Raw genomic sequence first — 16,414 nt, forward strand, 5'->3', positions numbered from 1 at the left:
TCCAGTGCAGACCCAGGCGCAGCAGCAGGCCAGCGGCAACAAGGGATCGGGCGAATTCTGGTGCGCGCACGCGCTGCTGCCGCAGGGCTGGGCGCGCGACGTACGCATCGGCGTGCGCGGCGGTCGCATCGACACGGTGGACAGCGGCGTGGCCGCGGCACCGGGCGATCAGCGCCTGGACATCGTGGTCCCGGGCCTGGGCAACCTTCACAGCCACGCCTTCCAGCGAGGCATGGCCGGGCTCACCGAGATCGGCGGACGCAGCGGCGACAGCTTCTGGAGCTGGCGCGAGCTGATGTACCGCTTCCTGCAGCGGCTGGACCCGGACGATCTGCAGGCCATCGCCGAGCAGGCCTACGTCGAGATGCTCGAGGCCGGCTTCACCCGGGTCGGCGAATTCCATTACGTGCATCACGCCGCCGACGGCCGACCCTACGCCGACCGCGCCGAGATGGCGCAGCGCCTGGCCGCCGCGGCGCAGACCAGCGGCATCGGCCTGACCCTGCTGCCGGTGTTCTACGCGCACGCCGACTTCGGTGGCGCCGCGCCGAACCCGGCGCAGCAGCGCCTGCTGCACGACGTGGACGGCTTCGCCGCGCTGCTGGACGGCAGCCGCCGCGCCCTGCAGGGGCTGGACGATGCGGTGCTGGGCCTGGCCCCGCACAGTCTGCGCGCGGTCACCCCTGACGAACTGGCGGCGCTGCTGCCGCTGTGCGATGGCCCGGTGCACATCCATATCGCCGAGCAGACCCGCGAGGTCGACGCCTGCCTGGCCTGGAGCGGGCAGCGCCCGGTGCAATGGCTGCTGGCGCACGCACCGGTGGATGCGCGCTGGTGCCTGGTCCACGCCACCCATGTCGACGCCGCCGAAGTGCAGGGCATCGCCGCCAGCGGCGCCGTGGTCGGGCTGTGCCCGATCACCGAGGCCAACCTCGGCGACGGCCTGTTCCCGATGCCCGCGTTCGTGCGCGCCGGCGGCCGTTTCGGCGTGGGGTCGGACTCCAACGTGCTGATCGATGCGGCCGAGGAACTGCGCCTGCTCGAATATGGTCAGCGCCTGAGCCTGCGCGGGCGCAACGTGCTGACCGGCGACACCGCGCTGTCCAGCGGCCGCTTCCTGTTCGAGTCCGCTGCGCAGGGTGCGGCGCAGGCGCTCGGCGTGGCCCAGGGCCTGTACGTGGACGCACCGGCCGATCTGGTCGAACTGGACGCCGCGCATCCGGCACTGCAGGCGCGCCACGGCGACGCCTGGCTGGACAGTTGGCTGTTCGCCGCACGCGGCGGCGCGGTGCGTTCGGTCTGGCGCCACGGCCGCGAACTGGTGCGCGAGGGCCGCCACCTGCAGCGCGACGCCGTCGCCGCGCGCTATGCGCGTGCGTTGACCCGGTTGCTGGACGCATGAGGCGCGCGGATCGCGTGGAGTCGTGCACCGATCGCCGCAGCACGGAGCGCCCATGAGTCTCGCTGCACCGATGCTGCCGCTCAACCAGCGCATTCGCCGCGACATCGAGGCGCGCATCCGCAGCGGCGAGTGGCCGCCGGGCCATCGCATTCCGTTCGAACACGAACTGATGGCGCAGTACGGCTGCTCGCGCATGACCGTCAACAAGGTGCTGGCGCTGCTCGCCGACGCCGGCATGATCGAACGCCGGCGCCGCGCCGGTTCGTTCGTGGCGCGGCCGCACCCGCACATGGAACAGGTCGCGCTGGAGATCCCGGACATCCCGGTCGAGGTCGCCGCGCGCGGCCATGCCTATCGCTTCGAACTGCTGGAACGGCAGCAGCGCGCGCCGCGCGCGTCGCTGCCGCAGGAGGCCGAGGTCGCCGCGGGCGGCAGCCTGCTGGCGCTGCAGTGCCTGCACTACGCCGATGGCCGCCCGTTCGCGCTGGAGGAACGGGTGATCAACCCGGTGGCGGTGCCCGAGGCCCTGCAGATGGACTTCGCGGTGACCGTGCCCGGCAGTTGGCTGCTGCAGCACGTGCCGTGGACCCGCGCCGAGCACCGCATCAGCGCGGTCGGCGCCAGCGCCGCGCAGGCGGCGCGCCTGCAGGTGCCGGCCGGCACCGCCTGCCTGCTGATCGACCGCCGCACCTGGCGCGGCGAGCAGGCGGTGACCTTCGTGCGCCAGGTGTTTCTCGGCGACACCTACGACCTGGTCGCACGGTTCTCGCCCGGCGCGCGCTGAGCCTGGCGCTTACGGCGATTGCAGGCAACTCACGTGCGTCGGGAAGCATCGCGTAGGAGCGGCTTCAGCCGCGACGAAGGTGTCCATGGAAGGCCGTTGTGGCCGACGCCGCTCTTTCAGGACGCAGCACGACGCGCGACGAGCACACGTGATGAGGTGCCCGCAGTGGCCTCTGCACTGCGCGATGCTGCGATGCCGCACGTTCGCCATACGCCAGCTTGGGTTTGTCCTGCTTGCCGCACTCTGGCAAGTTAGCGCCGGGGCCGGGCGAGGGGCCATGGCCGCGGAACGAGGGATGGTTCGGCATGACGTATTTCGTGACAGGCGCCACCGGTTTCATCGGCCGCTACCTGATGGCCAAGCTGATGCGGCGCAAGGGCGTCGTGCATGTGCTGCTGCGCAAGGAGTCGCAGCGCAAGTTCGATGCGCTGGTCCGCGAGCAGGGCTGGGACCCCAAGCGCCTGGTGGTGCTGCACGGCGACGTCGCTGCCGCGTACTGCGGGCTGTCGGCGGCGCAGCGCAAGGCGCTGCACGGCAAGGTCAAGCACTTCTTCCACCTGGCCGCGCTGTACGACCTCACCGCCAAGGCCGAGGAACAGCGCGTCGCCAACCTCGACGGCACCCGCAACGCGCTGGAACTGGCGGCGCAGCTCGGCGCCGGCATTTTCCACCACACCAGTTCGATCGCAGTGGCCGGGCTGTACCCGGGCATCTTCCGCGAGGACATGTTCGAGGAAGCCGAGGGGCTGGACGATCCCTACCTGCGCACCAAGCACGACGCCGAGGCGCTGGTGCGTGCCGAGACCCGGATCAAGTGGCGCATCTACCGCCCGGCGATGGTGGTGGGCGATTCGCGTACCGGCGCCATCGACAAGATCGACGGCCCGTACTATTTCTTCCCGCTGATCAAGAAGCTGCGCCAGCTGCTGCCGCCGTGGGCGCCGATGCTGGGCATCGAGGGCGGACGGATCAACCTGGTGCCGGTGGACTTCGTCGCCGACGCGATGGACCACATCGCGCACAAGCCCAAGCTCGACGGCCACACCTTCCACCTCACCGACCCCGAGCCGCTGCGCGTGGGCGAGGTGCTCAACGTGTTCTGCCGCGCCGGCCATGCGCCGGAAATGACCTTGCGGGTGGACGCGCGCATGTTCGCGTTCGTGCCCTCGAGCATCCGCGCCGCGGTCGGCAGCTTGCCGCCGATCCGCCGCTTCACCGGCATGTTGCTGCGCGATTTCCGCATCCCGCGCGAGGTGCTGAAGTTCATCACCTATCCCACGCGCTTCGACAGCCGCGAGACCGAGCGCGCGCTCAAGGGCAGCGGCATCGCCGTGCCGCGGCTGGAAGACTATGCCTGGCGCCTGTGGGACCACTGGGAACGGCACCTGGACCCGGACCTGTTCGTCGACCGTTCGCTCAAGGGCAAGGTCCGCGGCAAGGTGGTGCTGATCACCGGCGGTTCCTCCGGCATCGGCCTGGCCACCGCGCAGCGCGTCGCCGAGGCCGGCGCCATCACCGTCATCGTGGCCCGCGGCGAGCAGGAACTGCACGCCGCGCGCAACGCGATGAACGCCAAGGGCGGCAAGGTCTTCGCCTATACCGCCGACCTGTCGGATCTGGCCGACTGCGACCGCCTGCTGAAGACCGTGCTGGAGGCGCACGGCCACGTCGACGTGCTGATCAACAACGCCGGCCGCTCGATCCGCCGCTCGATCGAACTGAGCTACGACCGCTTCCACGATTTCGAGCGGACCATGCAGTTGAACTACTTCGGCAGCCTGCGCCTGATCATGGGCGTGCTGCCGGGCATGACTGCGCGGCGCAAGGGCCACATCATCAACGTCAGTTCGATCGGCGTGCTGGCCAACTCGCCGCGCTTCTCCGCCTACGTCGCCTCCAAGGCGGCGCTGGACGCCTGGAGCCGCTGCGCGCAGGGCGAACTGTCGGGCAAGGGCATCAGCTTCACCACGGTCAACATGCCGCTGGTGAAGACGCCGATGATCGCCCCGACCAAGATGTACGACAGCGTGCCGACGCTGAGCGTGGACGAGGCCGCCGACCTGATGGTCAAGGCGATCATCGAACGCCCCAGCCGCGTGGCCACGCGCCTGGGCATCTTCGCCGCCCTGGTCAACGCCGTGGCGCCGAAGGCCTACGAAGTGGTGATGAACACCGCCTTCGAACTGTTCCCGGACTCGGCCGCGGCCAAGGGCGACCGCAAGGCGCTACGCGAGACCAAGCCGAGCCAGGAGCAGATCGCGTTTGCTGCGCTGATGCGGGGGGTGCATTGGTGATGGGGCGGGGATTGGGGAGTCGGGATTGGGGATTCGCAAAAGCAGGTCCGCGATATCGGATCCGCGTTTGCGTGGCCTAGGGTCCTGCTGCTGTTCCGCTGGGAGGCGGAAGGACAGGCAGTGGTCGCGGTGAGCGCGGCGCTGCCTCTCCTCAGAAGGAAGCCGACCTGGAGAAACGCCGCAGCGACCCGCTTTTACCAATCCCCAATCCCAACTCCCCAATCCCGCCCTATCAAAACGTCCTACATTGCCGCCAGCGCACCGGCTCCTCGCGGCCGGGGCGGGGGTTGAGCTGGATGCGCACGGTACGCAGGGACGGGTAGCGCTCCACTTCCTTGCAGATGCGCGGCCACACCTGGGCGTCGTCGCCGCTGCGGTCGACCACCAGGGTCATCTGCGTCTGCCAGATGCCGCGGATCACGCCCGGGGTGCCGGCCAGGGCCTTGGACAGGGCCTGGCGGTTGCGCTGTTCGGTGGCAGGGTCGGGTTCGGCGAGATTGCCGGCGTCGTCGAGTGTCGGCTGGGGCGGCGCGGCGGGCGTGGCCGTCGGCGTAGCCGCGGCCTGGGTGGGGGTTGCAGCAACGGCCGGCGTAGGCGGAGTCGCCGGCACCGGGGTGGCCACCGTGGCCGGCGGCTCTGCGGGCTGCTGCAGCGCCATCGCGCCGACGCCAACCACCACGCCCAGGGCCAGCGATGCCAGGCCGGCGATGGCGATGTGGCGCTGCGCCCGGCGCCGGCTGGCGCCGATCACGCCGTCTTCCAGTTCGCTGGGCAGGTAGGGCTTGAGCATCGGCCAGATGCGGCGGCCGTCGAGGATTTCCACCGCCTGCTTCTCCGCGGCGGCGATGCCGTCGCGCTGCACCTTGCCCTCGGTGATCAGGATGCCGCCCTGTGCGCCCATCAGCCGCGCCGCCGCGCCCAGTTCGTTGACCGCGGCCGAGCCGATCCGATACGCCCGGCCGTGCTTGCACGACAGCAGCCAGCGTGCGTCGCCGCGGGTCATCACAAAGTCGCTTTGCGGTTCCTGGCTCGCGTGCTCGTCGACGGTCGCATCCTGCAGATCGCGCTGCTCGCGCATCGCGCGCCGCACCATGTAGGAGAAATCGCGCCAGTGCAGGCCGGCCAGTGCATGCAACCCGGCCATGGTCTCGTTTTCGCGGCGCCGCACCAGCCACAGGTACAGGCTGGCCGCCAGCCATGCCGCGACCGCCAAGAGCGCTGCCGCTATCCAGGAAAACATGCTCGCACCCGCACACGCGCCATAAAGAAGTCAGTGTATCGCCAGCGTGTCACGGCGCCGGCAAGGCGACAGCGGTGGAAGGCGGACAAAAAAGACCCGCCAGTCCGAAGCCGAGAGGGGAGGGGAGCAAACGGTCTTCTGATGGACTGGCGGGTCCGTTTCGATTGTCTGGAAAAAGGTGCTGCTTTGCAACAATCCGGTTACTCGGCCGGGGTCGGCACCGCATTGCGCTTGCGGCTGGCGCGCTTGGGCGCGCTCGCGCTCCCGGCAGGCGCGACCTTGGCGACCACCGGGCCGGCGCGTCGGCGCGCCGGTGCCGCGCGCTTGGCGGTGCCGGGTTGCGCTGCGGCGGTCTTCTTGGCGGTCTTCTTCGCTGCCGGCGCCTTGCCCGACGCCTGCGGCCCACGGCCGCCACGCAGATGGCGCAGTTCGCCATTGAGCGCGTCCACGCGTTCGATCAGCGCGCCCAGGTCTTCGCGGCTGGGCACTTCCAGGCGGCGCAGGGCGCGCTGCACGCGGTCCTCGAATACCTTCTCCAGGCGGTCCCAGGTGTCGGCGGCGCGCTCGCGGGCCTGGCCGACCCGGTTCTCCACCGCATCGCGCACCGCGTCGACGCCGCCGCCGGCCAGCTTGCGCGTGCTCTGCTCCAGGTTCAGCCCTTCCTTCACCAGGGTCTCGAACAGCTTGCCGCCTTCGGCCTGGGCGCGGCCGAAGGCGCCGACGCCGGCCAGCCAGACCTGCTGTGCCGATTCGCCCAGGCGCTTGGACAGCTTCTCCGCCTGCGCCTGCAGGGTGTCGTCGGCAGGGGCGGTGCTGCGCTTCTTGCGCGCGGATTTCTTCAGAGTGGCCATGACGGTGCGGTTCCTTCGGCGGGTGAGTGGCGGAGATCGAGACTCGGGAGGTTGCTTAGAGTAATCACACCAGCGTGCGCGTGGCGTACGCGGACGACACCGTTGGTCGGCGCGGCCTTCGCTACGCCGGCGGCGAACGCCGGGTGCGGCGCGTGGCGCGGCGGCCGGCGATGACCTGGTCGACGTCGTCCAGCGCACGCCGCAGGCGCGCGGTGGTCTCGGTCATGCGCCGCGGCTGCACGTCCACGCCGTCGAGGAAGGTGCGGTTGCGGTCGTTGAGGATCTGGTGGCGCAGCGCGATGCCGTGCGCGGCCAGCAGCGGCTCCAGCGTCTGCGCATTGCGGCGCAGGTCCGACAGGGTGTTGCGGTAGGCGAGCTGGCAGACGCGGTGGCGCGCGGCGTAGCTGAAGAGATTGGTGAAGAACAGCTCGCCATTGTCGGCGTTGGGCTCGAACACCAACTGGTCCACCTGCGGGTACTGCCGCGCATACTTCTCCAGCCCCACCTGCATGCGCGACTGCAGCAGGGTGCGGAAGGTCTGCGACAGCACCGCCGGCAGGCCACCGGCGAGCAACCGCGCGCGGTCGACGCGGCCATTGCGGCGCGGCGCGTGGGTGGCGTCGTAGGGCACCAGCGGGTTGATCCCGATCATCAGGTCGATGCCGCGCTCCAGCAGGGTGGAGGCGTGCATGGTGCGGCGCAGCGCGCCGTCCACGTAATGGCGGCCGTCGATCTGCACCGGCGGGTACAGCCCCGGCAGTGCCGCGCTGGCCTGGATCGCCAGCGAGATCGGCACGTGGTCCATGCCCGGCTCGCCGAAGCGCACCGTGCCGCCGCTGTCCAGATCCACCGCGACCACGAACAGGTTGGTGCCCAGTTCGCGGAAATCGTTGCTGCGGCCGCGGCGGCTGAACACGTCCTGCAGGAAGCGCTCGACCCCGGCGTTGTCGAACAGGCCGCTGGGCACCAGTCCGCCGAAGCGGGTGATCAGGTCCGACCAGCGGGTCTTGCGCGGTTCGGTGAGCAGGTCGTGCCACCAGCCGTAGGCCAGCCGCGGCAGGGTCGCGGCGCGGCGCAGGTATTCGTAGACGTTGGGCCGCAGGAAGTCTTCCGGGCGGAAGTGCGCATCGTCGCTGTTGCCGGTGACGAAGATCCGGCAGATCTCGGCGCTGCTGACCCGGTTGGCCAGGCCGGCGGTGAGGAAGGCGCCGGAACTGACCCCGACGTAGCAATCCAGGCGGGTCAGGTCCAGGCCGTCGAGTGCCTCGTCCAGCGCACGCAGCGCACCCAGGCCGTACATGCCGCCGATCGGGCCGCCGCCGGCGATGGCCAGGCCGATGCGGCCGTTGGAATGGGGACGGGGCGAGGCGCTGTGGAGGGAAAGCATGCGCGGTCCGCAGGAGGCAGTGGCGCGAGTGTAGCCGAGCGCCGTGACGCTTGCGGTCGTGCCGGGCTGCGACCATCATCGGCGGCCATGGCGCGCAGCAATCCCGTCCTGGAACGACTCGGCCGCCGCCTGGCGTGGCACCAGGCGCTGCACGATCCCGCGCGCGAACCGCGCAATGCGCTGCGCTGGCTGCAGGAACTGCGGCGCTGGCAATCGGAACGGCTGGAACGCAGCTTCGAGCATTTCCTGGAGGATCCGCAGCGGCGCCCGGCGGCGATGTTCTTCCTCACCGATGTCTATGGCGACCGCGACTTCAGCCGCCGCGATGCCGATATCGTCAAGGTGCTGCCGATGATGCAGCGGCTGATGCCGGCCTCGCTGCTGGAGACCGTGGCCGACGGCATCGGCCTGGGCGCACTGACCCACGCCCTGGATCTGCGCATGGCCGAGGCGCTGCAGGCCCTGGCGCCGCGGCGCAAACGCCTGGACGAGGCGCTGTATGCCCAGGCCTATCGGCAGACCGGGCTGCCGCGCCTGCGCCAGCGCCAGATCGATCTGATCGCCCGCGTCGGCCTGGGCCTGGCCAGCGCGGTGCACACGCCCGGCGTGCGCATGCTGCTGCGCTTCGCCCGCGGCCCGGCCAAGGCGGCGGGGCTGTCGGAGTTGCAGGGGTTTCTGGAACGCGGCTTCGACGCGTTCTCCAAGCTGGGCGATGCCGAGGGGTTCATCGGCGATATCGAGACCACCGAGCGCGCCGTGTCGCGGCGATTGTTTGCGGGCGACCCGGATCCGTTCGCGTTGGAGTGACCGGGCGGTCGGACCCTCACCCCAACCCCTCTCCCGAGGAGAGATGGGCAAGCGCTTTTCCTTCTCCCACCGGGAGAAGATGCCCCGCAGGGGCGGATGAGGGTACGGCGGCGCGTGTTCCAACCTCAGCGAGTCGCTGCGCGCCGCACCCTCACCCCAACCTCTCTCCCGGCGGGAGAGGGGCTAGCGCTTTTCCTTCTCCGACCAGGAGAAGATGCCCCGCAGGGGCGGATGAGGGTACGGGCAGCACGTGTTCCAACCTCGGCGAGTCGCTTCGCGCCGCACCCTCACCCCAATCCCTCTCCCGGCGGGAGAGTGGCTCGATCCACTTAGCCCAGCTTTTCCGACAGCACCCGGCGAATCTCGCTTTCCACCGTGCCCTTCATCGCCGACAGCAGAAAACCCAGTTCGGCGGTGACGTGCACCTGCTTGGGCAGCAGTTCGATGCGTCCGTCCACGCCCGAGCGCGAGAACAGCAAGGAATCGCCATCCCAATGCGATTCCAGATCGAAACGCTCGGCCAGTTTCTTGGCGGCGGTTTCGATGGCCTTGCGGGCCTGCGCGGGGGTCTTGGTGTGGTCGTGGCGGATGTCGATGCTGGACATGCTGGCTCCTGTGCGGGCGGCTGCCCACGTGAACGATCAGGCATTGTGCGTATGCGCGGTGCATTGTCCAGCACGCGCGCTTCTGCGCACGCAGGCAACCTGCTAGGCTGCCCGCCGTGCACGATCTGCAACTCCATTTCAGCAACCGCCAACATCCCGACCGGCCCCTGCGCGCGGGCGTGCATCGCATCGTGCGGCTGGCCTCCGGCCAGGTCAGCGTGGTCGACGACACCCAGGGCGCGTTGCTGCTGGCGCAGTTCTGCCTGGACCGGCGTGGCCTGTGGCTGCAGGTCGCCAACGGCAGCCGTGGGATCCACGTCAACGGCCGCCCGGTACGGCGCATGGCCCTGCTGCGCGCCGGCGACGCGATCTACGCCGACGGCGTGGAGATGGTGGTGCAGGGCAAGTGCGAGCCGCTGCACCGGCTGCCCGAGGTCAGCGAGGCCGAGCACGACGATCCGCGGCTGGTGCTGCGCGGCGTCGGTGGTCCGCACCATGGCCGCAGTTTCACCGTTGACCGGGTGCGCAGCATCGGCCGCCTGCGCGAGTGCGATATCCGCATCGACGATCCGGCCTGCGCCGAGCAGCACGCGCGCCTGGAACGGCATGGCGAGCGGGTGCTGCTGCGCGGCTTCGGCGATGCGCAGACCCAGGTCAACGGCATCGCCGTGCGCAGCTGCTGGCTGCAGCCCGGCGACCAGGTGGTGTTCGATGCCCAGCACCGGTTCGTGCTGGAAGTGCCGCAGGTGGTCGGCGCCGAGCCGCTGCGCGACGACCCGGCACTGGCCGCGTTGGCGCTGACGCCGGCGGCGGTGGCGCCGCGTCCGGCCACCGCGCGGCGCTGGCCGTGGCTGTTGCTCAGCGCCCTGCTGCTGGCCGCCGCGCTCAGCGGCCTGCTGTGGTTCGGCGCGCGCTGAGCGCCCGCCAGCCGCGCCAGCCCAGCAGCACCGCCAGGATCGCCGCGTACAGCAGCGGCTCGCGGATGTCCGACTTCACCAGCCACCAGAAGTGCAACACGGCGAGCACGCCGATCGCGTAGATCGCCTTGTGCAGCTTGCCCCAGTTGCGTTTGAGCCGGCGCATCCAGCCCTGGGTGGAGGTGATCGCCAGCGGCACCAGCAGCAGCCAGGCGAGGAAGCCCACGGTGATGTAGGGGCGTTTGACGATCTCCTCGAAGATCTGCGTCCAGTAGCCGCGCAGGTCCAGCCCCAGGTAGGCCGCCAGATGCACGGTCGCGTAGAAGAACGCATACAGCCCGAGCATGCGCCGGAAGCGCAGCAGCACCGGTTGCCCGGTCAACTGCCGCAGCGGCGTGATCGCCAGGGTCAACAGCAACAGCCGCAGCGCCCACAGCCCGGTGCGGTGCTCGACCTCGGCCACCGGATCGGCGCCGAGCGCATCGCTGCCGGTCTGCCACACCTGCCAGAGCTGCCAGCCCAGATACGCCATCGGCGCCAGCGCCAGCGTATGCACCACCGCCTTGGCAGCGATCAGCGAAGCGGAAGTCTTAGCCATGTCCCGTCATCGCGCCGTGTTGGCACAGGTGCCACGCGGCACGCCGACTGCGATTCCAGCCTTCGCGCGATGCAACCACCAGGCGCCGCGCTTTTCCCATTCCCGATTCCCAGTTCCCCATTCCCAGTTCCCCATTCCCAGCCTCTCCTCAATACCATTTCTTCAGATCCATCCCCGCATACAGCGACGCCACCTGGTCGGCATAGCCGTTGAACGGGCGGGTGGGGATGCGTTCGGCGAACAGCTTGCTGGCCTTGCCGGCGATGCGCCGCTCGGTCTTCTGGCTCCAGCGCGGGTGGTCCACCGCCGGATTGACGTTGGAGAAGAAGCCGTACTCGGACGGCTGCAACTCGTGCCAGGCGGTCTCCGGCATGCGCTCGACGAAGCGGATCTCGACGATCGACTTGATGCTCTTGAAGCCGTACTTCCACGGCACGACCAGCCGCAGCGGCGCGCCGTTCTGCTGCGGCAGCGGCTTGCCGTACAGGCCGGTGGCGAGCAGGGTCAGCGGATGCATGGCCTCGTCGATGCGCAGGCCTTCCTTGTACGGCCAGTCGATCGAGCTGTAGCGGATGCCGGGCATCTGCTGCGGATCGGCCAGGGTGGTGAAGGCGACATACTTGGCCTTGGAGGTCGGCGCGAAGCGCTTGAGTACATCGCCCAGCGGCACGCCCAGCCACGGGATCACCATCGACCAGCCTTCCACGCATCGCAGGCGGTAGATCCGCTCCTCGGGCGTGTGGCCCTTGAGCAGGTCGTCCAGCGACAGCGTGCCGGGCTTCTCGCACTCGCCGGACACCTTCACCGACCACGGCGAGGTGCGCAGGGTCTTGGCCGCCTTGGACGGATCGGTCTTGTCGGTGCCGAACTCGTAGAAGTTGTTGTAGCTGGTCACGTCCTCGTAGCGGGTCAGCTCCTCGTTGGTGCGAAACCCGCTGCGCGCCTGCTCCGGGGTCACCACGGTCTTGGGCGGGGCCGGCGGCTCGGCATCGGCGCAGCCGACCAAGCCGGCCACCGGGGTCAGCGCCAGGACCTGCAGCAGGCGCCGCCGGTCGCGGTAGACCGCCTCGTCGGTGATCTCGCGGCTGGGGACGGAGAGGGCATCGCGCAACGACATGGCGGACTCCTGGAGCGAAGGGGGCGAGCAGTGGCGGGGACTTCAACACAGACTACGCATGCGCAGGGCGAATGGATGCAAATGCAACCTAAATTGCCCGGGCCGCAAGCTGTTGCGCTGCGGCATACTAGGGGTCCTGTCCGATAGGTGCCCCATGACGCGCGCGTTCAATTTCAGTGCCGGCCCCGCTGCCTTGCCGGAATCGGTCCTGCGCCAGGCGCAGGCGGAGATGTTGGAGTGGAACGGCGTGGGCGCCTCGATCGTGGAGCTGAGCCACCGCGGCGCCGAGTTCATGGAGGTGGCGGCACAGGCCGACGCCGACCTGCGCCGGCTGATCGGCATTCCCGACGACTACGCGGTGCTGTTCCTGGCCGGCGGCGCCACTAACCAGCAGGCGCTGCTGGCGTTGAACTTCGCCGCGCCCGGGCAGACCGTGGACTACGTGGTGACCGGGCACTGGGGCAAGACCGCGATCAAGCAGGTCGGGCCCTACGTCGACGTGCACGTGGCCGCCAGCAGCGAGGCCGGCGGCTTCCGCGACATCCCGCCGCGCGCCGACTGGCAGTTGCGCGAGGATGCCGCCTACGTGCACATCACCGCCAACGAAACCATCCACGGTGTGGAGTTCCGCGACACGCCCGACGTCGGCGCGGTGCCGCTGTTCGCCGATTTCAGCTCCAGCATCGCCTCCGAGCCGATCGACGTGTCCAAGTACGCACTGATCTATGCGGGCGCGCAGAAGAACCTCGGCCCGGTCGGCGTCACGGTGGTGATCATCCGCCGCGACCTGCTCGAACGCGCCGGCCAGCCGCGCGCGGACATCTTCGACTACCGCTCGCACGTGGCGCGCGACTCCATGCTCAACACCCCGCCGACCTGGAACTGGTACCTGGCCGGGCTGGTGTTCAAGTGGATGCTGGCCGAGGGCGGGGTGGAGGCGTTCGCCGCGCGCAATCAGGCCAAGTCGGCGCTGGTGTACGCGGCGATCGACGCCTCCGGCGGCTTCTACCGCAACGAGGTCGCCGCGTCGGTGCGCTCGCGGATGAACATTCCGTTCTTCCTGCCGGACGAGACGCTGACCACGCGTTTCGTCGCCGAATCCAAGGCGGCCGGCCTGCTGGCGCTGAAGGGCCACAAGGCGGTCGGCGGCATCCGCGCGTCGCTGTACAACGCCATGCCCCTGGCCGGCGCGCAGGCACTGGTCGCGTTCATGCGCGACTTCCAGCAGCGCCACGGCTGAGTCGCCGATTTTTGTAGGAGCGGCGTCAGCCGCGACCGGATCGCGCCGGCGATCCGGACCACCGAGGAACCCCGATCCATGGCCGCAAAGCCGAAGAAATCCCCCGCCGCCGACGCCACGCCGGCCAAGTCCGCGAAATCCGCGAAATCCGCCGCCACGCCGGCCCTGGCCGACGTGCGCGCCAAGATCGACGAGATCGACCGCACCATCCAGGCGCTGATCGCCGAGCGCGCGCAGTTCGCGCACCAGGTCGGCAAGGCCAAGGGCAAGCTCGCCGCGGCGGTGGACTATTACCGCCCCGAGCGCGAGGCGCAGGTGCTGCGCATGGTGGTGGACCGCAACCAGGGCCCACTCAGCGACGAAGTGCTGGTGCACGTGTTCCGCGAGATCATGTCCGCGTGCCTGGCGCAGCAGGAGCCGCTGAAGATCGGCTACCTGGGTCCGGAAGGCACCTTCAGCCAGCAGGCGGTGCTCAAGCACTTCGGCCGCTCGGCGGTGGGCCTGCCGATGGCCACCATCGAGGAAGTGTTCCAGGAAGTGGAAAGCGGCAACGCCGACTTCGGCGTGGTGCCGGTGGAGAACTCGGGGCAGGGCACGATCCAGGTCACCCTGGACATGTTCCTCACCTCCAACCTGAAGATCTGCGGCGAGACCGAGCTGCGCGTGCACCAGTTCCTGCTCTCGCGCAGCGGGCGGCTCGACGCGATCGAGCGGATCTACGCGCATCCGCAGTCGTTCGCGCAGACCGCCGGCTGGCTGCGCGCGAACCTGCCCAAGGTGGAGAAGATTCCGGTCTCCAGCAACGCCGAGGGCGCGCGCCGCGCGCGCAACGCCGACGACGCGGCGGCGATCGGCGGGGAGAGCGCGGCGCACGTGTATGCGCTGAAGAAGGTCATCATGAAGTCGATCGAGGACGACGCGGACAACACCACGCGCTTCCTGGTGATCGGGCGGCAGATCTTCCCGCCGTCGGGGCACGATCGCACGTCGGTGCTGGTGTTCATCCACGACAAGCCGGGTGCGTTGTTCGATGTGCTCAGTCCGTTCGCGCGGCATGGGATCAGCATGAACCGGATCGAGTCGCGGCCATCGCATCAGGCGAAGTGGGAATATGGGTTCTTCATCGATCTGGCGGGGCATGTGGAGGATGAGGCGATGAAGTTGGCGTTGGCGGAGTTGAAGGCGCATTCGGCGCAGATCAAGGTGTTGGGGTCGTATCCGGTGGCGGTGCCTTGAGGTGGTTGCGCGGTTGCTTTGGCTCTGACCGAGGCGAGGCGCTTTGGTCACGAGGAGATGTCCATTTGTAGGAGCGGCTTCAGCCGCGACGGGGCATTCCCTGAGAAATGAATCCTTTCAACAGCAAGAGCTTTAACGGCAACAGCAACAGCAACAGCTTTCGCGCTTTGCGCGAGTCACTTTTCTTTGCTTGTGCAAAGAAAAGTAACCAAAAGAAACACACCCCCGGGCGGGCTGCCTCGCGCTGCGCGCGGGGTCCGCGGACACGACGGGAATTTTCGGAAGGCACATCCATGTGCCTGCCGAAAACGACGCGCATCCTGCGCGTCGCCCCTCACGGGGTTTTACCCACCGTGTCCGCCAGCCCTCACGGGGGATTGAGAGCAACAGCAAGAACAACGGCAACAGCAAAACTGCGGCAACAGCAACAGCAACAGCAACAGCAACAGCAACAGCAACAGCGGTGATGGAGTGGGGGCGGGCGTCGCCGTGGTAGTGCAAGCGCGCGGTAACGGCGGCAGTGTCGTCTGAGTGGTAGTGGATCTTCGGGTGGTTGGACTTTCAGGAACGATGATGAGCAACGAGCAAGGCTGGATCGCAACGCGCGGCACTGCGCTGCAGGGCACGCTGACGGTGCCGGGGGACAAGTCGGTGTCGCACCGGGCGGTGATGTTCGCGGCGTTGGCCGATGGCACGTCGCGGATCGAGGGGTTTCTCGAGGGCGAGGACACGCGTTCGACCGCTGCGATCTTCGCGCGGCTCGGGGTGCGGATCGAGACGCCGTCGCCGTCGCAGCGCATCGTGCATGGCGTGGGCGTGGATGGGCTGCAGGCGCCGCAGGGCGAGCTGGACTGCGGCAATGCCGGCACCGGCATGCGCCTGCTTGCCGGGCTGCTCGCGGCGCAGCCGTTCGACAGCCTGCTGGTCGGCGATGCGTCGCTGTCCAAGCGGCCGATGCGTCGGGTGACCGAGCCGCTGGCGCTGATGGGGGCGCGCATCGACACCGAGGCCAATGGCGTGCCGCCGCTGCGCATCCATGGCGGGCAACCGCTGCGCGGCATCGACTTCGTCTCGCCGGTGGCCAGTGCCCAGGTCAAGTCGGCGGTGCTGCTGGCCGGGCTCTATGCCGAGGGCGTCACCTCGGTGCAGGAACCGCATCCCACCCGCGACTATACCGAGCGCATGCTCTCCGCGTTCGGCGTGGATATCACGTTCGCGCCCGGCCAGGCGCGCCTGCGCGGCGGCCAGCGCCTGCGCGCTACCGATATCGCCGTGCCGGCGGACTTCTCCTCGGCGGCGTTCTTCATCGTCGCCGCCAGCATCATTCCCGGCTCCGACATCACCCTGAAGGCGGTCGGGCTCAATCCGCGCCGCACCGGCCTGCTCGCCGCGTTGCGGCTGATGGGCGCAGACATCGTCGAGCACAACCACAGCGAGCACGGCGGCGAGCCGGTGGCGGACCTGCGGGTGCGCTACGCGCCGCTGCGCGGTGCGCGGATTCCGGAGGACGTGGTGCCGGACATGATCGACGAGTTCCCAGCGTTGTTCGTCGCCGCGGCCGCGGCTGAAGGCCAGACAGTGGTCAGCGGCGCGGCGGAGCTGCGGGTCAAGGAGTCGGACCGCCTGGCGGCGATGGCCACCGGGCTGCGCAGTCTGGGCATCGTTGTCGACGAGACCCCGGACGGCGCCACCATCCACGGCGGCACGCTGGGTGCGGGGACCATCGAGAGCCACGGCGACCATCGCATCGCCATGGCCTTCGCCATCGCGGGGCAACTGGCGCAGGGCGAGGTGCGGATCGAGGACGTGGCGAACGTGGCCACCTCGTTCCCGGGGTTCGACACACTGGCGCGTGGTGCTGGATTCGGGTTGCGCACAGCGTAAACGCGTTCACTACACCGGCCGCGTGTGGACGCGGCCGGCGCAAGCATCACGC

15 protein-coding genes are annotated in these 16,414 nt (G+C 69.3%); 9 read left to right on the forward strand and 6 right to left on the reverse strand.

The window, feature by feature from the left end; all coding sequences use genetic code 11:
- Positions 1-4 precede the first annotated feature (4 nt).
- The 3 genes from FHR56_RS04460 to FHR56_RS04470 all read left to right on the forward strand — a co-directional run bounded on the left by FHR56_RS04460 (position 5) and on the right by FHR56_RS04470 (position 4,480).
- Positions 5-1,402 (forward strand): formimidoylglutamate deiminase, encoded by a 1,398-nt coding sequence (locus tag FHR56_RS04460; RefSeq protein ID WP_160947857.1) that lies wholly within the window; start codon positions 5-7, stop codon positions 1,400-1,402.
- 52 nt (positions 1,403-1,454) lie between these two features.
- Positions 1,455-2,186: a histidine utilization repressor gene (gene hutC / locus FHR56_RS04465; RefSeq protein WP_160947856.1), complete on the forward strand. Its 732-nt coding sequence runs from the start codon at positions 1,455-1,457 to the stop codon at positions 2,184-2,186.
- 305 nt (positions 2,187-2,491) lie between these two features.
- Positions 2,492-4,480 (forward strand): SDR family oxidoreductase, encoded by a 1,989-nt coding sequence (locus tag FHR56_RS04470; RefSeq protein ID WP_160947855.1) that lies wholly within the window; start codon positions 2,492-2,494, stop codon positions 4,478-4,480.
- A gap of 232 nt (positions 4,481-4,712) precedes the next feature.
- Here the strand turns inward: FHR56_RS04470 and FHR56_RS04475 are convergent, their stop codons facing one another.
- From FHR56_RS04475 to FHR56_RS04485, 3 genes are all read right to left on the reverse strand, one after another.
- Complete coding sequence (locus tag FHR56_RS04475; protein WP_184502416.1) at positions 4,713-5,720, reverse strand: restriction endonuclease; 1,008 nt, start codon at positions 5,718-5,720, stop codon at positions 4,713-4,715.
- A gap of 200 nt (positions 5,721-5,920) precedes the next feature.
- Positions 5,921-6,571: a phasin family protein gene (locus FHR56_RS04480; protein ID WP_160947854.1), complete on the reverse strand. Its 651-nt coding sequence runs from the start codon at positions 6,569-6,571 to the stop codon at positions 5,921-5,923.
- A 121-nt stretch (positions 6,572-6,692) separates the two neighbouring features.
- Positions 6,693-7,958, reverse strand: a complete 1,266-nt coding sequence (locus FHR56_RS04485; protein WP_160947853.1) for a patatin-like phospholipase family protein — start codon at positions 7,956-7,958, stop codon at positions 6,693-6,695.
- A gap of 87 nt (positions 7,959-8,045) precedes the next feature.
- Between FHR56_RS04485 and FHR56_RS04490 the strand changes: the two genes are divergently transcribed.
- Positions 8,046-8,765: a hypothetical protein gene (locus tag FHR56_RS04490; RefSeq protein ID WP_160947852.1), complete on the forward strand. Its 720-nt coding sequence runs from the start codon at positions 8,046-8,048 to the stop codon at positions 8,763-8,765.
- A gap of 329 nt (positions 8,766-9,094) precedes the next feature.
- On the opposite strand, the gene FHR56_RS04495 is transcribed toward FHR56_RS04490, so the two are convergent.
- Complete coding sequence (locus FHR56_RS04495) at positions 9,095-9,370, reverse strand: polyhydroxyalkanoic acid system family protein (protein WP_160947851.1); 276 nt, start codon at positions 9,368-9,370, stop codon at positions 9,095-9,097.
- Positions 9,371-9,486: 116 nt separating this feature from the next.
- Here FHR56_RS04495 and FHR56_RS04500 point away from each other — a divergent pair, with 116 nt between their 5' ends.
- Entirely contained in the window at positions 9,487-10,287 is an 801-nt protein-coding gene (locus FHR56_RS04500) for an FHA domain-containing protein (protein WP_160947850.1), read from the forward strand.
- On the opposite strand, the gene msrQ is transcribed toward FHR56_RS04500, so the two are convergent.
- Positions 10,256-10,885: a protein-methionine-sulfoxide reductase heme-binding subunit MsrQ gene (gene msrQ, locus FHR56_RS04505; protein WP_160947849.1), complete on the reverse strand. Its 630-nt coding sequence runs from the start codon at positions 10,883-10,885 to the stop codon at positions 10,256-10,258. The two genes, FHR56_RS04500 and msrQ, sit on opposite strands and share 32 nt — an antisense overlap.
- Before the next feature lie 148 nt (positions 10,886-11,033).
- Complete coding sequence (gene msrP, locus FHR56_RS04510; protein WP_160947848.1) at positions 11,034-12,002, reverse strand: protein-methionine-sulfoxide reductase catalytic subunit MsrP; 969 nt, start codon at positions 12,000-12,002, stop codon at positions 11,034-11,036.
- A gap of 154 nt (positions 12,003-12,156) precedes the next feature.
- Here msrP and serC point away from each other — a divergent pair, with 154 nt between their 5' ends.
- The 4 genes from serC (at position 12,157) to aroA (ending at position 16,362) form a co-directional block, all read left to right on the forward strand.
- On the forward strand, positions 12,157-13,242 hold the full coding sequence (serC, locus tag FHR56_RS04515; protein ID WP_184502417.1) for a 3-phosphoserine/phosphohydroxythreonine transaminase: 1,086 nt from the start codon (positions 12,157-12,159) through the stop codon (positions 13,240-13,242).
- Between the two features lie 78 nt (positions 13,243-13,320).
- A complete protein-coding gene (gene pheA, locus FHR56_RS04520; RefSeq protein ID WP_160947846.1) occupies positions 13,321-14,478 on the forward strand; it encodes a prephenate dehydratase in 1,158 nt (385 codons plus the stop codon).
- A gap of 107 nt (positions 14,479-14,585) precedes the next feature.
- Entirely contained in the window at positions 14,586-14,945 is a 360-nt protein-coding gene (locus tag FHR56_RS04525; protein WP_160947845.1) for a hypothetical protein, read from the forward strand.
- 103 nt (positions 14,946-15,048) lie between these two features.
- Positions 15,049-16,362 (forward strand): 3-phosphoshikimate 1-carboxyvinyltransferase, encoded by a 1,314-nt coding sequence (gene aroA / locus FHR56_RS04530; protein ID WP_184502418.1) that lies wholly within the window; start codon positions 15,049-15,051, stop codon positions 16,360-16,362.
- Positions 16,363-16,414 lie beyond the last annotated feature (52 nt).

This window comes from Xanthomonas sp. F10, from assembly GCF_014206815.1.
Lineage (GTDB): Bacteria > Pseudomonadota > Gammaproteobacteria > Xanthomonadales > Xanthomonadaceae > Xanthomonas_A > Xanthomonas_A indica.